Annotated in this window: 16 protein-coding genes and 1 tRNA gene; 12 read left to right on the top strand and 5 right to left on the bottom strand. The window is 62.4% G+C overall.

The window, feature by feature from the left end; genetic code table 11:
- Positions 1-76 precede the first annotated feature (76 nt).
- Together AC0L2M_RS16595 and AC0L2M_RS16590 are read left to right on the top strand one after the other, a co-directional pair.
- A complete protein-coding gene (locus tag AC0L2M_RS16595; protein WP_473535392.1) occupies positions 77-793 on the top strand; it encodes a hypothetical protein in 717 nt (238 codons plus the stop codon).
- Between the two features lie 678 nt (positions 794-1,471).
- Entirely contained in the window at positions 1,472-1,828 is a 357-nt protein-coding gene (locus tag AC0L2M_RS16590) for a hypothetical protein (RefSeq protein ID WP_473535391.1), read from the top strand.
- A 1,075-nt stretch (positions 1,829-2,903) separates the two neighbouring features.
- Here AC0L2M_RS16590 and AC0L2M_RS16585 read toward each other — a convergent pair.
- Positions 2,904-2,993: transfer RNA gene (locus AC0L2M_RS16585), tRNA-Ser, on the bottom strand.
- A 427-nt stretch (positions 2,994-3,420) separates the two neighbouring features.
- Between AC0L2M_RS16585 and AC0L2M_RS16580 the strand changes: the two genes are divergently transcribed.
- From AC0L2M_RS16580 to AC0L2M_RS16570, 3 genes are all read left to right on the top strand, one after another.
- The gene (locus AC0L2M_RS16580; protein ID WP_473535390.1) at positions 3,421-3,738 is read left to right on the top strand and encodes a hypothetical protein; all 318 of its coding nucleotides are present in this window, start codon (positions 3,421-3,423) and stop codon (positions 3,736-3,738) included.
- A 47-nt stretch (positions 3,739-3,785) separates the two neighbouring features.
- A complete protein-coding gene (gene msrA, locus AC0L2M_RS16575; RefSeq protein ID WP_287230359.1) occupies positions 3,786-4,448 on the top strand; it encodes a peptide-methionine (S)-S-oxide reductase MsrA in 663 nt (220 codons plus the stop codon).
- A gap of 186 nt (positions 4,449-4,634) precedes the next feature.
- Positions 4,635-5,624, top strand: coding sequence for a BMP family lipoprotein (locus AC0L2M_RS16570; RefSeq protein WP_128169914.1), 990 nt, complete (start codon positions 4,635-4,637; stop codon positions 5,622-5,624).
- A gap of 67 nt (positions 5,625-5,691) precedes the next feature.
- Here AC0L2M_RS16570 and AC0L2M_RS16565 read toward each other — a convergent pair whose 3' ends face one another.
- A complete protein-coding gene (locus AC0L2M_RS16565) occupies positions 5,692-5,901 on the bottom strand; it encodes a SlyX family protein (RefSeq protein ID WP_473535389.1) in 210 nt (69 codons plus the stop codon).
- A 163-nt stretch (positions 5,902-6,064) separates the two neighbouring features.
- On the opposite strand from AC0L2M_RS16565, the gene AC0L2M_RS16560 reads away from it, so the two are divergent.
- The 6 genes from AC0L2M_RS16560 to deoA all read left to right on the top strand — a co-directional run bounded on the left by AC0L2M_RS16560 (position 6,065) and on the right by deoA (position 12,421).
- On the top strand, positions 6,065-7,597 hold the full coding sequence (locus AC0L2M_RS16560; protein ID WP_287222401.1) for an ABC transporter ATP-binding protein: 1,533 nt from the start codon (positions 6,065-6,067) through the stop codon (positions 7,595-7,597).
- Positions 7,594-8,733, top strand: coding sequence for an ABC transporter permease (locus AC0L2M_RS16555; protein ID WP_287064698.1), 1,140 nt, complete (start codon positions 7,594-7,596; stop codon positions 8,731-8,733). The genes AC0L2M_RS16560 and AC0L2M_RS16555 overlap by 4 nt, the downstream gene beginning before the upstream one ends.
- 1 nt (position 8,734) lies before the next feature.
- Positions 8,735-9,706 (top strand): ABC transporter permease, encoded by a 972-nt coding sequence (locus AC0L2M_RS16550; protein ID WP_023797500.1) that lies wholly within the window; start codon positions 8,735-8,737, stop codon positions 9,704-9,706.
- Positions 9,707-9,859: 153 nt separating this feature from the next.
- Complete coding sequence (gene cdd / locus AC0L2M_RS16545; protein WP_287064696.1) at positions 9,860-10,252, top strand: cytidine deaminase; 393 nt, start codon at positions 9,860-9,862, stop codon at positions 10,250-10,252.
- Positions 10,253-10,283: 31 nt separating this feature from the next.
- Positions 10,284-11,102, top strand: coding sequence for a purine-nucleoside phosphorylase (locus AC0L2M_RS16540; protein WP_473535388.1), 819 nt, complete (start codon positions 10,284-10,286; stop codon positions 11,100-11,102).
- On the top strand, positions 11,102-12,421 hold the full coding sequence (gene deoA, locus AC0L2M_RS16535; protein ID WP_287230354.1) for a thymidine phosphorylase: 1,320 nt from the start codon (positions 11,102-11,104) through the stop codon (positions 12,419-12,421). Before AC0L2M_RS16540 ends, deoA begins: the two co-directional genes overlap by 1 nt.
- Positions 12,422-12,480: 59 nt before the next feature.
- Here deoA and AC0L2M_RS16530 read toward each other — a convergent pair whose 3' ends face one another.
- From AC0L2M_RS16530 to AC0L2M_RS16520, 3 genes are all read right to left on the bottom strand, one after another.
- A complete protein-coding gene (locus tag AC0L2M_RS16530) occupies positions 12,481-13,032 on the bottom strand; it encodes a TIGR02281 family clan AA aspartic protease (protein ID WP_473535387.1) in 552 nt (183 codons plus the stop codon).
- Between the two features lie 110 nt (positions 13,033-13,142).
- Complete coding sequence (gene upp / locus AC0L2M_RS16525; protein WP_023797505.1) at positions 13,143-13,772, bottom strand: uracil phosphoribosyltransferase; 630 nt, start codon at positions 13,770-13,772, stop codon at positions 13,143-13,145.
- A 149-nt stretch (positions 13,773-13,921) separates the two neighbouring features.
- Entirely contained in the window at positions 13,922-14,896 is a 975-nt protein-coding gene (locus AC0L2M_RS16520) for an adenosine deaminase (protein WP_473535386.1), read from the bottom strand.
- A 148-nt stretch (positions 14,897-15,044) separates the two neighbouring features.
- Here AC0L2M_RS16520 and ubiE point away from each other — a divergent pair, with 148 nt between their 5' ends.
- Positions 15,045-15,821: a bifunctional demethylmenaquinone methyltransferase/2-methoxy-6-polyprenyl-1,4-benzoquinol methylase UbiE gene (gene ubiE / locus AC0L2M_RS16515; protein ID WP_128247409.1), complete on the top strand. Its 777-nt coding sequence runs from the start codon at positions 15,045-15,047 to the stop codon at positions 15,819-15,821.
- Positions 15,822-15,886 lie beyond the last annotated feature (65 nt).

The raw sequence follows: 15,886 nt of genomic DNA, 5'->3' as shown, positions 1-15,886 counted from the left end.
CCAGGCCGCGAATTGGCCGCCATGCCCCGGTTCAACTACCTGCCGTGGCTCATGCTATCGCTGAGGTGCGTGAAGTATGAAGTATCTGTTGTCTCTGGGCATTGTGCTCTTTTCGGTACCTTTATCGGCATCGGAGATCATCCTGGAGCAGGTCACATTGCGCCGAGGGATGGAAGGCGACACCAGGCAGTCGGGAGCCTTGGACGATCCGAAAACCTACAGCAAAAACAAGGTGTACCGTGAGGAAAAGGCGCTCGCAGCGAACGCTGGCGTCGAGCTAGACCAATTCCTGGATGATTACTATGCGAAAGGATTTCGGAAGGAATCTGGAGCCAACAGAGCAGTACACTACCTGATATTCTACAATTCAATCTCGGCACCACGGTGCAAGAGGGAATATTTGATCCAGCGGGTAAGGCACACCAAAATATACTACAGAAATAATAGAAGGATTGCGGATAAAACAGTCGAGTGTCTTGTGGAAGTTTTCAAGCTGAACAACTACGGGCATACCAAACGCGCGGACGGTCACGTTCAGCTTCATTTTCTGGGGGACGTCCAATCGCGAAAGACTGTCGTCGACATCGAGGTCGGTTGCGGCGAGGTGCGCAGCGTGGCCGATGGAATGGCTAGGCCTTTCGAGCAGAAAATCCTGTTTAAAGAGTTGCAGGATTATTCCAGCAAACCCGGCCTCTACGACAAGGTCAGCTTCGAGTTCTCCAGGTCTTACAGCTTTGCTTCGGAATTCGACCGAAATGGACACACGATAACGTTGCCGGATTTTCTCCAGTAACCTTCCTCGAAGTAGATCCGACCTTGCTGCCTTTCTGCCGCCGGACCCGAAGGTTTTTTCCGGTGACAGTGCACCTTATTGCCTTCAGTTCCCGCATTCCACCCGTCGCCCGCTGCCTCACGGTGGCGGGGCCTTTTGATGGGCACACCGGAACCAGAGCTTGGCGATCCGGTTAACTGGATATGCCAAACAAAATCAAAGACCCGCCACCGAAGCCCGCCCCGAAGAAGACACCTGTCCGTCGTCCCGACAAGGAAGCGTCGCCGGAGCCTGAACATGTGGACCCGCCGCCACGAGACGTGCGCGAGGCTCCGGCACCAAATCCAAACGGCGACAGGAAGTCATAACCGCCGCGCAAGAACGACGTAGCGCCTCGCCGCCTCATGACGGCGGCCTTCATTTCGAACCGGAATGACCCCTCAAAAGCAAGCTTTCGCCTGATCTATAGGCAACTACGGTGACAGTGCACTATTTCTTTCCTCGCCTGCTGCGTCCCCATTACGCTGCGTGTTTTCAGTTTTCAGAGGCCCAACCGGCCAGCAGTAGGCGAGGCAAGCAACTGCGGGAACGGATACATTTTTGTCAGCAGACAACGCTGCCCCATTCCATAGCGCCTCTCCGAACTGTTGTTTCGGTGCTATGGTGTTCCTGCATGATCAGACTGCAAGGATATGAGGCATGCCCGAAATCACCCGCCGTACACTTCTTGCGTTCACCGCCGTAGCCTCGGTCGTTGAACCGACGTTTGCTGAAAGGGAAGGTGCCTCGCCCGAATTGCAGGCGCTGATTGGAGCCCATGAGGCGGCCTATGTCGCGCTCCACAGGGTTGTTCATCGAACGGACAGCAGCAGCCACGACCGCAAGAGGGCAGACCGGATTGAAGAGGAAGCATTGCTGGCCATCTGCTCCTATCCTGCGATCAGTCGAGGCGACCGCCGAGCCAAGGCCGAGTACCTGTTAGCCACTGAGGCACGGGGCGAACTTGACCTGGAAGAGCACATGCAGGCCATCCTGCACTCGATGATGCGTGGCTGATACCATTGTCACCGGCAGCCACCGCAATTCGATGGCTCCGGCGAGTTCAATGGAAAGCGGATGGTTCTGCGGCTCTCTTGGACTGCTCGGCCCGACGATGTGGGTGCCCGAACACGTGGGAGAGCATCACATCGAGCCCTTGAGACCGGTTCGAGGTGCAGCCGCCCGGTATCTGCTTACGCGGCGCGTCGTTGAGCGAGGTGGAAACCCGAACGGGCTCGACGAGGCTCGACGGCGGTCACGATGCTGTGGTGGTGATCGCAGTACACGCGGTCAGGCGAAGTTGGCCCAGCACAAAAGCGGTGACCGCCGGGCACTGACCGATCTTCGCGAACTGGGAAGCGGCATTGACAACTGCCCAGCTTGATGAGGGGGACGTCACTTGTTGGCAGTCTGGTATTTTCAGGCATGATGTCTTTCTGGTTCCTAAAGGTTGGCCGTACGTCATCGCCATGATCCAATAGTCTGATTTCCACCGTGGAGGGCAGCGACTGCGTCGGGCGAGTTCATCTCGCTTGGCTGGCTATGGAACACCATGTGGTGTCGGGAACTGCTTCAAGCAATTGCTTGCGGCTAGAAGCCACACCGCCGCTGATGGGTGCGCGAAGCAGGCATCTTGTCCGTGCCGGTTGACCCCCGGGGAAGCTTGTCCGAAGGCGGGGTGGGTGCGGATTGTGGGGCCCACCACGCTGCGTTCTTTTCGGCTTTTAGGGAACCGGCCAGCAATGCGGATACATTTTGTCAGCAAACGATGTAGTCGCGTCCTAGAGCGCCTCTCCGAAGTGTTGCGCCGGCCGGCCTGTCAGATAGCAAGGATATGACGCATGCCCGAAGTCACCCGCCGTACACTACTTGCGTTCACCGCCGTGGCGTCCGTCGTTGAACCACGTTTGGTGAAGGGGAAACTGCCTGACGCGAATGCAGGCGGAAGCGTCGTTTCGGATGGTTCGAGAATGCGGCAGGCTGTCGCGGATCGGGCCTGCGCAAAGCGCCAACCGAAGGTGCAAGGAAGGTGCAAATAAATTCGACAACGATCGATATTTCTTAGCTAAAACAACCTTTTGGTAGGGAAATGTGGCGGAGAGAGCGGGATTCGAACCCGCGTTACGGTCTCCCGTAAACACACTTTCCAGGCGTGCGCCTTCAACCACTCGGCCACCTCTCCGTCCTGGCATTTTCGCTGCGGCCGGTTTCGCCGCGCGGGTTGGGGAGATGCCGTCTCCTTGTTGGGGGATTCCCGGTCCGGAACTTCGCACCGTAGGCGCCGTCAACCAGCGGACACCTTTTCCCCACACCTGAGCCGTCAAAGCAAAAGGCGCGGGGCTCATCTAGTCGATCCGGTGCCGAATGCCAAGACATAACAGCACTCTATTCGCTTTGTCGGATAGGGATGCACTGTCCATGCCGCCAGCGCTGCTTGGCAAGCCGATCGCCGCGATCGGCGGCGTCGTCTTGGCCGACCGGCGCCTCAGCGGCGAAACCGGCGGCGCAGGTTCAACTTCGCGTGTCGCGATTGCGGATAAAGCGCGCAGATCCTATTTATCAGGCCGATACAGATATTTCTGAAAAGCTTGCGGGGAGGTAGGGTCTGGATGTTCCGCTTCGTCTTCCGTCTTGCCGCACTGGTTGCGCTTTCGGTTTCGGTCATCATGGCGGTGGTCGACGCGACGCGCTCGGTGGCGGCATCCGCCCTCGTCATGACCCCGCTCAACACCAGCTGGCTCGCCGTCTCGCCGGATACGCGGAGCGCCTTCGAAAGCTTCGTCCGCGACAGGCTTGGTCCGCTGCTGTGGGACGGCGCCATCGCCTGGGTGCTCAACCAGCCCGGTTTCGCGGTGTTCGCGGTGCTTGCCTTCATTCTCTACATGATAGGCTACAGGCGGGAGCGGGCGACCGGGCGGTTCGCCTAGACTTGAATTTTCCAGCGTCCCCAACCAAAGAGAAAGGGAGACTGCACATGTTTCTCAGCGACATGCTGAACAAGAAGCTCAACCTGCCGAAGCCTGCCGAGGCGCTGCCGGGCCGCGCCAATCCTATCCCGACGGCATCCAATCACTTCGTCTCGAAGCGGCCGTTGAAGGGGCCCTACCCAGACGGGCTGGAGAAGGCCATGTTCGGGCTGGGCTGCTTCTGGGGTGCAGAACGCCTGTTCTGGCAGGTCGAGGGCGTATGGGTCACGGCCGTCGGCTATGCCGGTGGCGTCACCCCCAATCCGACCTACCAGGAAACCTGCACCGGTTTGACCGGCCATGCCGAAGTCGTGCTGGTCGTCTACGACCCAAAAATCGTGTCCTATGTACAGCTTCTGAAGCTGTTCTGGGAAAGCCACGATCCGACGCAAGGCATGCGCCAGGGCAACGATGTCGGCACCACCTACCGCTCGGCGATCTACACCTTCGGCGATGCGCAATACCAGGCGGCGATCGCCTCGCGCGACGCCTACGAGGCCTCGCTGCGCGGCGCCGGTGGCGGCAAGATCACCACCGAGATCGCTCCGGCACCGGAATTCTACTTCGCCGAGGAAGACCACCAGCAATATCTGGCGAAGAATCCCTACGGCTATTGCAATCTGCAGGGCACCGGCGTCACCTGCGCCATCCCGGCTGCCGTCTCCGCCTGAGGCCTTGGCGGGACAATGATCCCGGCTTTTCCAACAGGTCAAAATTCCGCGTGAATTTTGCTTCGGGCCGTGCCAGATTGGCCCGAAGCGGGAGGAAGACACTCCTGTCTGATGTCGCATGCCTGCCGGAGAACCGGGCAGGCAGGCGGTGCATAACGGAAAAATAACCGACAGGGTGTGGATCACATGAAACGTATCGTTCTCGGCCTCCTGGCCGCAACTGCGATGGTTCTTCCGGCCTTCGCCGCGGACATCCAGCCAGCACTTCTCTACGATCTCGGCGGCAAGTTCGACAAGTCATTCAACGAAGCGTCCTACAACGGCGCCGAAAAGTTCAAGGCCGAAACCGGCATCGCCTATGTGGAATTCGAGGTCTCAAACGCCACCCAGCGCGAGCAGGCGCTGCGCCGTTTCGCCGAGGATGGCCGCAATCCAATCGCCATGGCGGGCTTCTCCTGGGCAGATGCGCTGGAGAAGATCGCCGTCGAGTTTCCCGAGACCAAATTCGCCATCATCGACATGGTCGTCGACAAGCCCAACGTCCGCTCCGTCGTCTACAAGGAGCAGGAAGGCTCCTATCTCGTCGGCGTGATGGCGGCGATGGCCTCGAAGACCAAAAAGGTCGGCTTCATCGGCGGCATGGACATTCCGCTGATCCGCCGATTCGGCTGCGGTTATGTCGGCGGCGCCAAGGCGGCCGGCGCGACCGATGTCATCCAGAACATGACCGGCGACACGCCGGCAGCCTGGAACGATCCGGCCAAGGGCGGCGAGATCGCCAAGACGCAGATCGACCAGGGCGCCGACGTGATCTACGCAGCGGCAGGCGGCACCGGTGTCGGCGTGCTGCAGGCAGCGGCCGACGGCGGCAAGCTCGGTATCGGCGTCGACTCCAACCAGAACGGCCTGCAGCCCGGCAAGGTGCTGACCTCGATGGTCAAGCGCGTCGATGTTGCCGTCTACAACACGTTCATGGATGCCAAGAACGACAAGTTCACCGGCGGCATCAACGATCTCGGCCTCAAGGAAGGCGGCGTCGACTATGCCATGGATGACAACAACAAGGCACTTGTCGACGACGCGATGAAGGCCGCGGTCGAAAAGGCCAAGGCCGATATCATCGCCGGTACCATCAAGGTGCACGATTACATGTCGGACAATGCCTGCCCCTATTGACCGCGAGATTGCCGATCTGCTCGACGCCGCCGGGTGAAAACCCGGCGGCTTTTTCTTATCCGCAAGCTCACCAGTGCGGCGGCTTGGTCACCGGCACGTCGGGCGCGGCCCGATCCTCCAGCTCCAGGAAGCGGTCGGCCAGCGCATCGAGCTTGCGCTGCATTCGCTCGATCACCTTCCACTGCTCGGCGATCTGGCCGGACAGTTCCTCGATGGTCTTCTCCTGCTCGGCGGCGCGGATTTCCAGCGTCGTCAGCCGGTCGTCGGGCATGGTCATTTGAAATCCTCGATCCAGGCGATTGTGCAGGCTGCGGCCACGTTCGAAATTGACAAGCGCGCGGGGATTTGTCGAGAGTGAACGCTGCTCCGGCAATTGGCACGGGCGGGGCGTCATGCTAGGCGTTTTGACCAAGCGATAAAAATACGATGGGAAAGGCTGCATGGCGCAAGCCGCAATCGAGCTGATCGGCATCAACAAGAGTTTTGGCGCCGTGCGCGCCAATCGCGACATCAATCTGGAGATCGCGCGCGGCACCATCCACGGCATTGTCGGCGAGAACGGCGCCGGCAAGTCGACGCTGATGTCGATCCTTTATGGTTTCTACCAGGCCGACAGCGGCGAGATCCGCGTCGGCGGCCAGCCGGCGTCGATCAAATCGCCCAACGACGCCATCGCGCTCGGCATCGGCATGGTGCATCAGCATTTCATGCTGGTCGACAATTTCACGGTGCTGGAAAACGTCATTCTCGGCGCTGAAAGCGATGCGCTGCTGAAGAAGAGCATCGCCAAGGCGCGGTCCGAGCTGGAACGGCTCGAGCGCGAATATGGGCTGGAGGTCGATCCCGATGCGATCATCGAGGAGTTGCCGGTCGGACTGCAGCAGCGTGTCGAAATCCTCAAGGCGCTGTATCGCGGCGCCGAGATCCTGATTCTCGACGAGCCGACGGGCGTGCTGACGCCCGCAGAAGCCGACCATCTGTTCCGCATCCTCAGGCAGTTGAAGGAGCAGGGTAAAACGATCGTGTTGATCACCCATAAGCTGCGCGAGATCATGGCGATCACCGACACGGTCTCGGTCATGCGCCAGGGCACGATGGTGGCGACACGGGAAACCACGAAGACCACGGTCGGGGAACTGGCCGAGCTGATGGTCGGGCGCCGCGTGCTGCTCAGGGTCGAGAAGGGCGAGGCTGAAGCCGGCGGGGTCAAGCTCGCGGTGAGGAACCTGACGGTGAAGGATTCGCGTGGCGTCACCATGGTGGACGACGTCTCCTTCGATGTGCGCGCCGGCGAGATCGTTGGCATCGCCGGCGTCGCCGGCAACGGGCAATCCGAAATGCTCGAGGCGATTTCCGGCATCAGGCGCGCCGTCTCGGGCTCCGTCATGCTCGACGGCAAGCCGATCGATCTGACCGGGGCCGCCGATCCCGGCGAACTGCGCGACCGCGGCCTCGCCCATGTGCCGGAAGACCGTCATCATGTCGGGCTGGTGCTGGCCTTCGAGGAGAACGAGAATTCGATACTCGGCTATCACGACGATCCGCGATACCTGAAGGGACCGTTCCTCGACATCGACGCGATCCGCGACGACGCGAGGGACAAGATCGCCAAATACGACATCCGCCCGGCGGACTGCCGTCTCAAGACCGCGAATTTCTCCGGCGGCAACCAGCAGAAGATCGTGCTGGCGCGGGAAATGGAACAGGACCCGGGCGTGCTGATCGTCGGCCAGCCGACGCGCGGCGTCGATGTCGGCGCCATCGAATTCATCCACAAGCGGCTCATCGCCATGCGCGATCAGGGCAAGGCGGTGCTGGTGGTGTCGGTCGAGCTCGACGAGATCCGTTCGCTCTCCGACCGCATCCTGGTGATGTTTGCTGGCCGCATCGTCGGCGAGCGCGGCCCCGAGGCGAGCGAAGGCGAGCTTGGACTGCTGATGGCCGGCGTCGAGCACCGGGAGGCGGCGGAATGAGTACGCCTTACGCCAAGCTGCCGGCCTGGGCGGATTACGGGCTGATCCCGGTGATCAATCTCGCCGTTGCCTTCGTCGTCGCCGGCCTCGTCGTGCTTCTGGTCGGCGAAAATCCGTTCCGCGCTGCCGCCGTCCTGATCGAGGGCGCCTTCGGCCGTGGGCAAGGCATTGCGTTCACGCTGTTCTACGCCACCACCTTCATTTTCAGCGGGCTGTCGGTGGCGGTTGCCGCGCATTGCGGCCTGTTCAACATCGGTGGCGAGGGCCAGGGCTATATCGCCGGTCTCGGCATCGGCATCGTCTGCCTGGCCTTCGACAGCGTGCTGCCATGGTGGCTCACCTTTCCGCTGGCGATCATTGCCGCTGCGGCGATGGGGGCGCTGTGGGCGCTGATCCCGGCCTATCTGCAGGCCAGGCGCGGCTCGCACATCGTCATCACCACCATCATGTTCAATTTCATCGCCGCCAGCGTCATGGTCTACGCGCTGGTCGGATTCTTGAAGCCGGCCAATTCGATGGCGCCGCAGACACGCACCTTCCTCGACGGCGCGCAACTGCCGAAGCTCAACTGGGTCATCGAATTGTTCGGCGCCAAGATCCGCTCGGCGCCGTTCAACATCAGCTTCCTGCTGGCGCTGGCCATGGCGTTTCTGGTCTGGATGCTGATCTGGCGCACCAGGCTCGGTTACGAGATGCGCACCTACGGCCACAGCGCGAAAGCGGCGCGCTATGCCGGCATTTCGGAGACCCGCATCATCATCGTCGCCATGATGATTTCGGGCGCGCTGGCCGGCATGATGGCGCTCAACCCGACGATGGGCGACCAGCACAATGTCGCGCTCGAATTCGTTTCGGGCGCCGGTTTCGTCGGCATCGCAGTAGCGCTGATGGGACGCCTGCACCCGGTCGGCATCGTGCTCGCCGCAATATTGTTCGGCATGCTCTACCAGGGCGGCGCCGAGCTCGCCTTCGAGATGCCGGCGATCAGCCGCGACATGATCGTCATCATCCAGGGCCTGGTCATCCTGTTCGCCGGCGCGCTCGAGCACATGTTCCGGCCCTATGTCCAGGCGCTGTTCGCCTCGCTCAGCCCGAGATCTGTCGGCATCGAAGCGATCAAGGGGAAGGGCGCCTGAGATGGATCTGTTCAACGCCATCATCCAGGTTCTGGACTCGACCATCCGCCTGTCGGTGCCGTTGCTGCTCGCCTGCCTCGCCGGCCTCTATTCGGAGCGGGCCGGCATTTTCGACATCGGGCTCGAGGGCAAGATGCTGGTCGGCGCCTTCGCCGGTGCTGCCTCCGCCTCCGTCTTCCATTCCGCCTATATCGGCCTCGGCATGGCCATCCTCATCTCGGTCGCTTTTGCGCTGGTCCACGGCTTTGCCTCGATCACCCATCGCGGCAACCAGATCGTCTCCGGCGTGGCGATCAATTTCATCGCCGCCGGATCGACGATCATGCTCGGCCAGGCCTGGTTCCAGCAAGGTGGACGTACGCCGGCTCTGGCCTCGGACGAGCGGTTCGGGGCGATCGTCTGGCCCGGCGCGGACGCGCTCAGGGGCGTGCCGATCCTCGGACCGATATATTCGGAACTGATCTCCGGTCATTCCGTGCTGGTCTATGTCGCGTTCCTCGCCGTGCCGTTCACCTGGTGGGTGCTGTTCCGCACCCGTTTCGGCTTGCGCATGCGCGCGGTCGGCGAGAACCCGGCCGCGGTCGACACCGCCGGCATCTCGGTCGCCTGGCTGCGCTACCGGGCGCTGATCTGCACCGGCGTGCTCACCGGTATTGCCGGCGCCTATCTGTCGATGGTGCAGAATGGCGGCTTCGTCAAGGACATGACTGCCGGCAAGGGCTACATCGCGCTTGCCGCGCTGATCTTCGCCAAGTGGAAGCCGGTCAACGCCATGTTCGCCTGCCTGTTGTTCGGCTTCCTCGACGCGCTGTCGATCCGCCTGCAGGGCACGCCGCTGCCGCTGATCGGCAAGGTGCCGGTGCAGCTCATGCAGGCGCTGCCCTATATCCTCACCGTCATCCTGCTCGCCGGCTTTATCGGCAAGGCAATTCCGCCGCGCGCCGGCGGCGTGCCCTATGTCAAGGAACGCTAAGCGTGATTTCGAACCGCAGGTCAGCGAAAAGCGGAAGCCGGTTTCCGGACAGGATCATGCAATGGAAAAATATGAGCATGATTTCGAACCGCAGGTCCGCGTCAGCGAAAAGTGGAAGCCGGCTTTCGGACAAGATCATGCAATGGAAAAACAATGTCGCATGATCTGTTCGAAGAGGCCAAGGCCGCCATGGCCAAGGCCTATGCGCCCTATTCGAAATTCCCGGTCGGGGCGGCACTGCGCACCGAGGACGGCCGCGTCTTTACCGGCGCCAACGTCGAGGTCGCGTCCTATCCGGAAGGTTGGTGCGCCGAAACCACCGCGCTCGGCCACTTCATCATGGCCGGCGGCGGCAGGATAACGGAAATCGCTGTCATCGCAGAGCGCATGGCGAAATGCTCGCCCTGCGGCGGCTGCCGGCAGCGGCTGGCCGAATTCTGCCGGCCGGACACCAAACTCTATCTTTGCGACAATGACGGCGTGGTCGAAACCGTGACCATGGGCGAGATGCTGCCCTACGGCTTTCAGGGCGATATGCTGAAATGAAGAGCTTGGTTGAAATGAAGAGCTGGTTGACATGAAGGAAGCGCTTGATCGTCTGGTCGAAAGGCTGGACGGGCTGGCGCCCGCCACCGCGCTGGTGCTGGGTTCGGGCCTTGGCGGGCTTGTCGACCAGGTCGAGGATGCTGTCCGCATTTCCTATGGCGAATTGCCGGGCTTTCCCAGAAGCGGCGTCACCGGCCATGCCGGCGAGGTGGTGGCGGGACGTTTTGCCGGCACGCCTGTGCTGATGCTGTCCGGCCGCGCTCACTACTACGAGCACGGCAACGCGGCGGCGATGCGGCCGGCGCTTGAAGTGCTTGCCGGCCTCGGCATCTCGCAACTGATCCTCACCAATGCCGCCGGCTCGGTCGATCCGGGCATGGGGCCGGGCTCGGTGATGCTGATCACCGACCACATCAATTTCTCGGGTTCCAATCCGCTGATCGGCGAGCCGAGCGACCGCCGCTTCGTCGGCCTGACCGAAGCCTATGATGCCGGTCTTCGCTCAGCGATCGAGACGGCGGCGAAGGCGACGGACACCGCGCTGCACAAGGGCGTCTATATGTGGTTTTCGGGGCCGTGCTTCGAGACGCCCGCCGAGATCCGCATGGCGCGCGTCATGGGCGCCAATGCCGTCGGCATGTCGACCGTGCCGGAGGTCATCCTCGCCCGTTTTCTCGGCCTGCGCGTCGCCGCCTGCTCGGTCATCACCAATCTCGCCGCAGGGATGACAGGGGCGGAGCTTTCGCACCAGGAGACCAAGGACATGGCGCCGATTGGCGGCGCGCGGCTGGCGACGATCCTCCAGCGTGTGTTCCAGGATGGGTTGCCGGAGCGTAAGGTCCCGGCCTGATGCTTCCCCAGGAAATCATCCGCAGCAAGCGCGACGGCCACAAGCTGTCGACGCAGGAGATCGCCAGCTTCATCGAAGGCCTCACCGCCGGCACCGTCTCGGACGGGCAGGTCGGGGCCTTCGCCATGGCGGTGTTCTTCAACGGCATGAGCCGCGACGAGGCGGTGGCGCTGACCCTGGCGATGCGCGATTCCGGCGACGTGCTCGATTGGTCGGACCTGCCGGGCCCGGTCACCGACAAGCATTCGACAGGCGGCGTCGGCGACAATGTCTCGCTGTTGGTGGCGCCGATCGTCGCTGCCTGCGGCGCTTATGTGCCGATGATTTCCGGCCGCGGCCTCGGCCATACCGGCGGCACTCTGGACAAGATGGACGCCATCCCGGGCTATACCAGCCAGCCGGATGTCGCGGGATTCCGCAAGGCAGTGCTCGAAGCCGGCTGCGCCATCATCGGCCAGACCGCCGATCTCGCGCCCGCCGACCGCCGGCTCTATGCGATCCGCGACGTGACGGGAACCGTCGAATCGGTGCCGCTGATCACCGCCTCGATCCTCTCGAAGAAGCTGGCCGCCGGCCTGCAGTCGCTGGTGCTCGACGTAAAGGTCGGCAACGGCGCCTTCATGGAAAAGTCGCGCGACGCAACGACACTGGCGAACAGCCTGGTCGAAGTCGCCACTGGCGCCGGCCTGAAGACCTCGGCGCTGGTCACCGGCATGAACGAGCCGCTGGCCTCGGCAGCCGGCAACGCGGTCGAGGTACGCAATGCCGTCGATTTCCTCACCGGCCGCTTCCGCGACCGGCGCCTGGAGGATGTGACGGTGGCATTGGCCGCAGACATGCTGCAGTCGGCCGGGCTGGTCTCGTCCAACCAGGACGGCATGCGGCGCGCCGCCGAGACGCTTGCCGGCGGCGGTGCCGCCGCCGTCTTCGCGCGCATGGTGGCGGCGCTCGGCGGTCCGGCCGACTTCGTCGAGAACCCGGAAAAACACCTGCCGAGGGCGGCGATGGAGTTTGCGGTCAAGGCGACCGAAAACGGCTTCGTCACCGGTATCTCCACCCGCGACATCGGGCTTGCCGTCGTCGGGCTTGGCGGCGGGCGCATCCGGCCGGACGACAGGATCGACCATGCGGTCGGCATCACCCGGCTGCTGCCTGTCGGCGCGGAGGTGCGGGCCGGCGAGGCGCTGGCGCTGGTCCACGCCCGCAATGCCGGGGATGCCGAGGCGGCCGCCGCCGCCGTGCTTTCGGCCTATTCGATCGGCGCTTCGAAGCCGCCCGCGGAAAAAACCGTCATCCGGCGCATCCTGCCGCGCGGATGAAGTTTTTTTATTGGACCATGATCTTCCGAAAACCGGTTTCCACTTTTCGGGATCATGGTTCACTGGACGAGCAGCAGCGCGCCGTTCTCGACCTGGTATTTTTCCAACCTCTGGAGAAAGCTCAGGCCGATCAAATTGGTGCGCAGCGCCTTGTCGTCGAGCACGACCGCCTGGACGCCGTCGAGCGTGATCTTGCCGATCTGCAGCCGATCGACGGTCACCAGCGCAGCCTTGATCGCGCCGTTGGCGGTGTTGACCTGGTGCTTGAAATCCGACGCGTTCAGCGAAACGCCGATCCTGCGCGCCGTCGAACTGTTGATGGCGACCAGCGTTGCGCCGGTGTCGATCATGCCGTCGACCGTTCGACCGTTGAGCTTGAACGCCGACGTGAAATGCCCGCGCGCGTCAGCCGGGATCACGACCTTGCGGCCGAGCGGCTGCGCCGGCCTGTCGGGAACCGTGGCCAGGTTCAGGTCCGTTTCGACCGCCGGGCTGGCCCCGACCGCCGATTTCAGCAGGCCTTCGAGCATCTGCGGATTCGACTGGTAGAGCATCGGGAACGACGCCGATGCTACGGCGAGCACGCCAAGGATGAGAAGATTGCGCAGCATGGACCGGCCTTCGTGAAGACCCATGCTTATCGCGGCATGGTGTTTGCCGCTTTAACAGATGCAGAAAGCGGTCGTTTGCGTAAACGATCGGTAAACGAGCGGCGCCACGGTCATTTGGTCCCGTACATGCGGTCGCCAGCATCGCCGAGGCCTGGCATGATGTAGCCCTTCTCGTTGAGCTGGCGGTCGATGGAAGCGGTGAAGACCGGGACATCGGGATGCGCCTTGATGAAGCGATCGAGGCCTTCTGGCGCCGCGAGCAGGCAGAGGAAGCGGATGTTGGTGGCGCCGCGCCCCTTCAACTTGTCGATCGCCGCGATCGCCGAATTGGCGGTCGCCAGCATCGGATCGACGACGATCACCAGCCGGTCGGCGAGATCGCTCGGCGCCTTGAAGAAATATTCGACCGCTTCCAGCGTTTCGTGGTCGCGGTAGAGACCGATATGGGCGACGCGCGCCGCCGGCACCAGGTCGAGCAAACCCTCGAGCAGGCCGTTGCCGGCGCGCAGTACTGAGGCGAAGACCAGCTTCTTGCCCTCCAGCGTCGGCGCTTCCATCGTCTCGATCGGCGTTTCGATCGTCGTCGTCGTCAATTCGAGGTTGCGGGTGACCTCGTAGCCGAGCAGCAGCGAGATCTCGCGCAGCAGCCGCCGGAAGCCGGCCGTCGAAGTTTCCTTCTTGCGCATGATGGTCAGCTTGTGCTGGACAAGCGGGTGGTCGACGACGGTGACGCCCTGCATGGTGGTCTCCTAGCTGCGCAGGTGAAAAGTGAGTAGTGAATGGTGAATAGTGAATAGTGAACAGGTTTGCGAGTCCTTGGTTCAGCGGAGAACTCGCGGTTGACGGACCGAAGCGCCGGGTGGACCATTCACCATTCACCATTCACCATTCACCTGCCCTTGACGTCGAGCCGGCCCAGCAGCATTGCCTTGGTCTTCCTGTCGACGAAGGCGGCGTCGATGGCGGTTCTGGTGACGGAGGCGAGCGCCTTGTCGTTCATCGAAAAATGCTCGGCGGCAATGTCGTATTCGCGCTTCAGCGACGTCCGGAAATAGGGCGGATCGTCGGAGTTAAGCGTCACCTTGCAGCCTGCCGCCAACAGGGCCGGAAAAGTGTGATCGGCGAAACTGTCGAACACCCTTAGCGCGATGTTGGAGCTCGGACAGCATTCGAGCACGACGCCTTCATCGGCGATGCGACGGACAAGGTCGGGGTTTTCGATGGCGCGCACGCCATGGCCGATGCGAGCGGGGCGGATGTGATCGAGCGCGGCCTTGACGCTCTCCCAGCCCATCAGTTCGCCGGCATGGACGGTGATGCCAAGGCCGGCCTCGCGGGCGATTTCGAAGGCCCTGACATAGTCCTCCAGATCGCCCATCCGCTCGTCGCCGGCGACGCCGAAGCCGGCGACCAGCGGATGCCCGCAGCGGGCGGCGAAGCGCGCCGCCTGCTCGATCGATTCGACGCCGGCATTGCGCACGCCGGTGACGATCATGCGGCCCTCGATGCCGGTCTTGGCCTTGGCGCGCGCCATGCCTTCGCCGAGCGCGTCCGTATAGGCCCTGGGCGACAGCCCGGCCTTCCCGGCGTGGTCCGGCGAGGTGAAGATCTCGGAATAGATGGCGCCGTCGCGGGCGAGGCTGGTCAGATAATGATCGGCCAGCCGGGCATAATCCTCTTCGGTGCGGAACAGGTCGGAGGAGAAGTCATAGGCGGCGAGGAAGGAGGTGAAATCGTGCCAGACGAAAGAGCCGTCCTGAATGTAGGGCGAGGCGTCCTTGCCGTATTTCTGCGCCTGGCGGATGACGAGTTCGGGCGCCGCTGCCCCTTCGATATGGCAGTGCAGTTCCGCTTTCAAAGGCATGCAATCATCCCATCAGGTCAGTCCAGGACATGGAGCCATAAGCGTGATCCCACGACCGGGAAGCGCGGCCGAACACCGCGCCTTAAACAATAGCGTCGGCACCATCGATCGGCTATGGTCCCGCCGGTTTTATGGCGGATCAAAAATAATGTCGGTTGAGAGAACCACGGCCGTTGGCGGCATGGAAACCTCCTATGGTTTCAAGCGCGTAGGGGCAGGCGAGAAGCAGTCCCTGGTCAACGACGTTTTCCACAAGGTGGCGAACCGCTACGATCTGATGAACGACCTGATGTCGGGCGGCCTGCATCGGCTGTGGAAGGACGCCATGGTCACATGGCTCAATCCACCGAAACGACCGGGCTGGAGCGTTCTCGACGTTGCCGGCGGCACCGGCGACATCGCCTTCCGCATCGTCGAGGCGAGCGGCAGGAACGCCCATGCGACGGTTCTCGACATCAACGGCTCAATGCTCGCCGTCGGCCGCGACCGGGCCGAGAAAAAGGGCCTGACTGATAACACCGATTTCGTCGAGGCCAATGCCGAGGAGCTGCCTTTCGCTGAGGCCAGTTTCGACGCCTACACGATCGCGTTCGGCATTCGCAACGTGCCGCGCATCGATGTGGCGCTTGCCGAAGCCTATCGCGTGCTGAAACCCGGTGGGCGCTTTCTCTGCCTCGAATTTTCCGAGGTCGACATGCCGCTGCTCGACAGGGTCTACGAGGCGTGGTCGTTCAACGCCATCCCCAGGATCGGCAAGGCGGTGACCGGCGAAAACGAACCCTATTCCTATCTGGTCGAATCGATCCGCAAATTTCCCAATCAGCAGAATTTTGCCGCGATGATTTCCCGCGCCGGTTTTGACCGCGTGTCTTTTCGCAATTATGCCGGCGGCATAGCTGCGCTTCATTCGGGCTGGAAGCTTTGAGGCTGGCCCGTATTTTTTATACGCGACCTGCCCTTCGCCGGTCTAGAAAACCGGCAGGACAAGCG

The organism is Mesorhizobium sp. WSM4806 (assembly GCF_055811635.1).
The sequence above is the reverse complement of the archived record's forward strand: the minus strand, read 5'-3'. Positions and strand labels throughout refer to the sequence as shown.

Coding starts and splice junctions, on each gene's coding strand:
- AC0L2M_RS16595 (WP_473535392.1), top strand. CDS start 77: ATGAAGTATCTGTTGTCTCTGGGCATTGTGCTCTTTTCGGTACCTTTA.
- AC0L2M_RS16590 (WP_473535391.1), top strand. CDS start 1,472: ATGCCCGAAATCACCCGCCGTACACTTCTTGCGTTCACCGCCGTAGCC.
- AC0L2M_RS16580 (WP_473535390.1), top strand. CDS start 3,421: ATGTTCCGCTTCGTCTTCCGTCTTGCCGCACTGGTTGCGCTTTCGGTT.
- msrA (WP_287230359.1), top strand. CDS start 3,786: ATGTTTCTCAGCGACATGCTGAACAAGAAGCTCAACCTGCCGAAGCCT.
- AC0L2M_RS16570 (WP_128169914.1), top strand. CDS start 4,635: ATGAAACGTATCGTTCTCGGCCTCCTGGCCGCAACTGCGATGGTTCTT.
- AC0L2M_RS16565 (WP_473535389.1), bottom strand. CDS start 5,901: ATGACCATGCCCGACGACCGGCTGACGACGCTGGAAATCCGCGCCGCC.
- AC0L2M_RS16560 (WP_287222401.1), top strand. CDS start 6,065: ATGGCGCAAGCCGCAATCGAGCTGATCGGCATCAACAAGAGTTTTGGC.
- AC0L2M_RS16555 (WP_287064698.1), top strand. CDS start 7,594: ATGAGTACGCCTTACGCCAAGCTGCCGGCCTGGGCGGATTACGGGCTG.
- AC0L2M_RS16550 (WP_023797500.1), top strand. CDS start 8,735: ATGGATCTGTTCAACGCCATCATCCAGGTTCTGGACTCGACCATCCGC.
- cdd (WP_287064696.1), top strand. CDS start 9,860: ATGTCGCATGATCTGTTCGAAGAGGCCAAGGCCGCCATGGCCAAGGCC.
- AC0L2M_RS16540 (WP_473535388.1), top strand. CDS start 10,284: ATGAAGGAAGCGCTTGATCGTCTGGTCGAAAGGCTGGACGGGCTGGCG.
- deoA (WP_287230354.1), top strand. CDS start 11,102: ATGCTTCCCCAGGAAATCATCCGCAGCAAGCGCGACGGCCACAAGCTG.
- AC0L2M_RS16530 (WP_473535387.1), bottom strand. CDS start 13,032: ATGCTGCGCAATCTTCTCATCCTTGGCGTGCTCGCCGTAGCATCGGCG.
- upp (WP_023797505.1), bottom strand. CDS start 13,772: ATGCAGGGCGTCACCGTCGTCGACCACCCGCTTGTCCAGCACAAGCTG.
- AC0L2M_RS16520 (WP_473535386.1), bottom strand. CDS start 14,896: ATGCCTTTGAAAGCGGAACTGCACTGCCATATCGAAGGGGCAGCGGCG.
- ubiE (WP_128247409.1), top strand. CDS start 15,045: ATGTCGGTTGAGAGAACCACGGCCGTTGGCGGCATGGAAACCTCCTAT.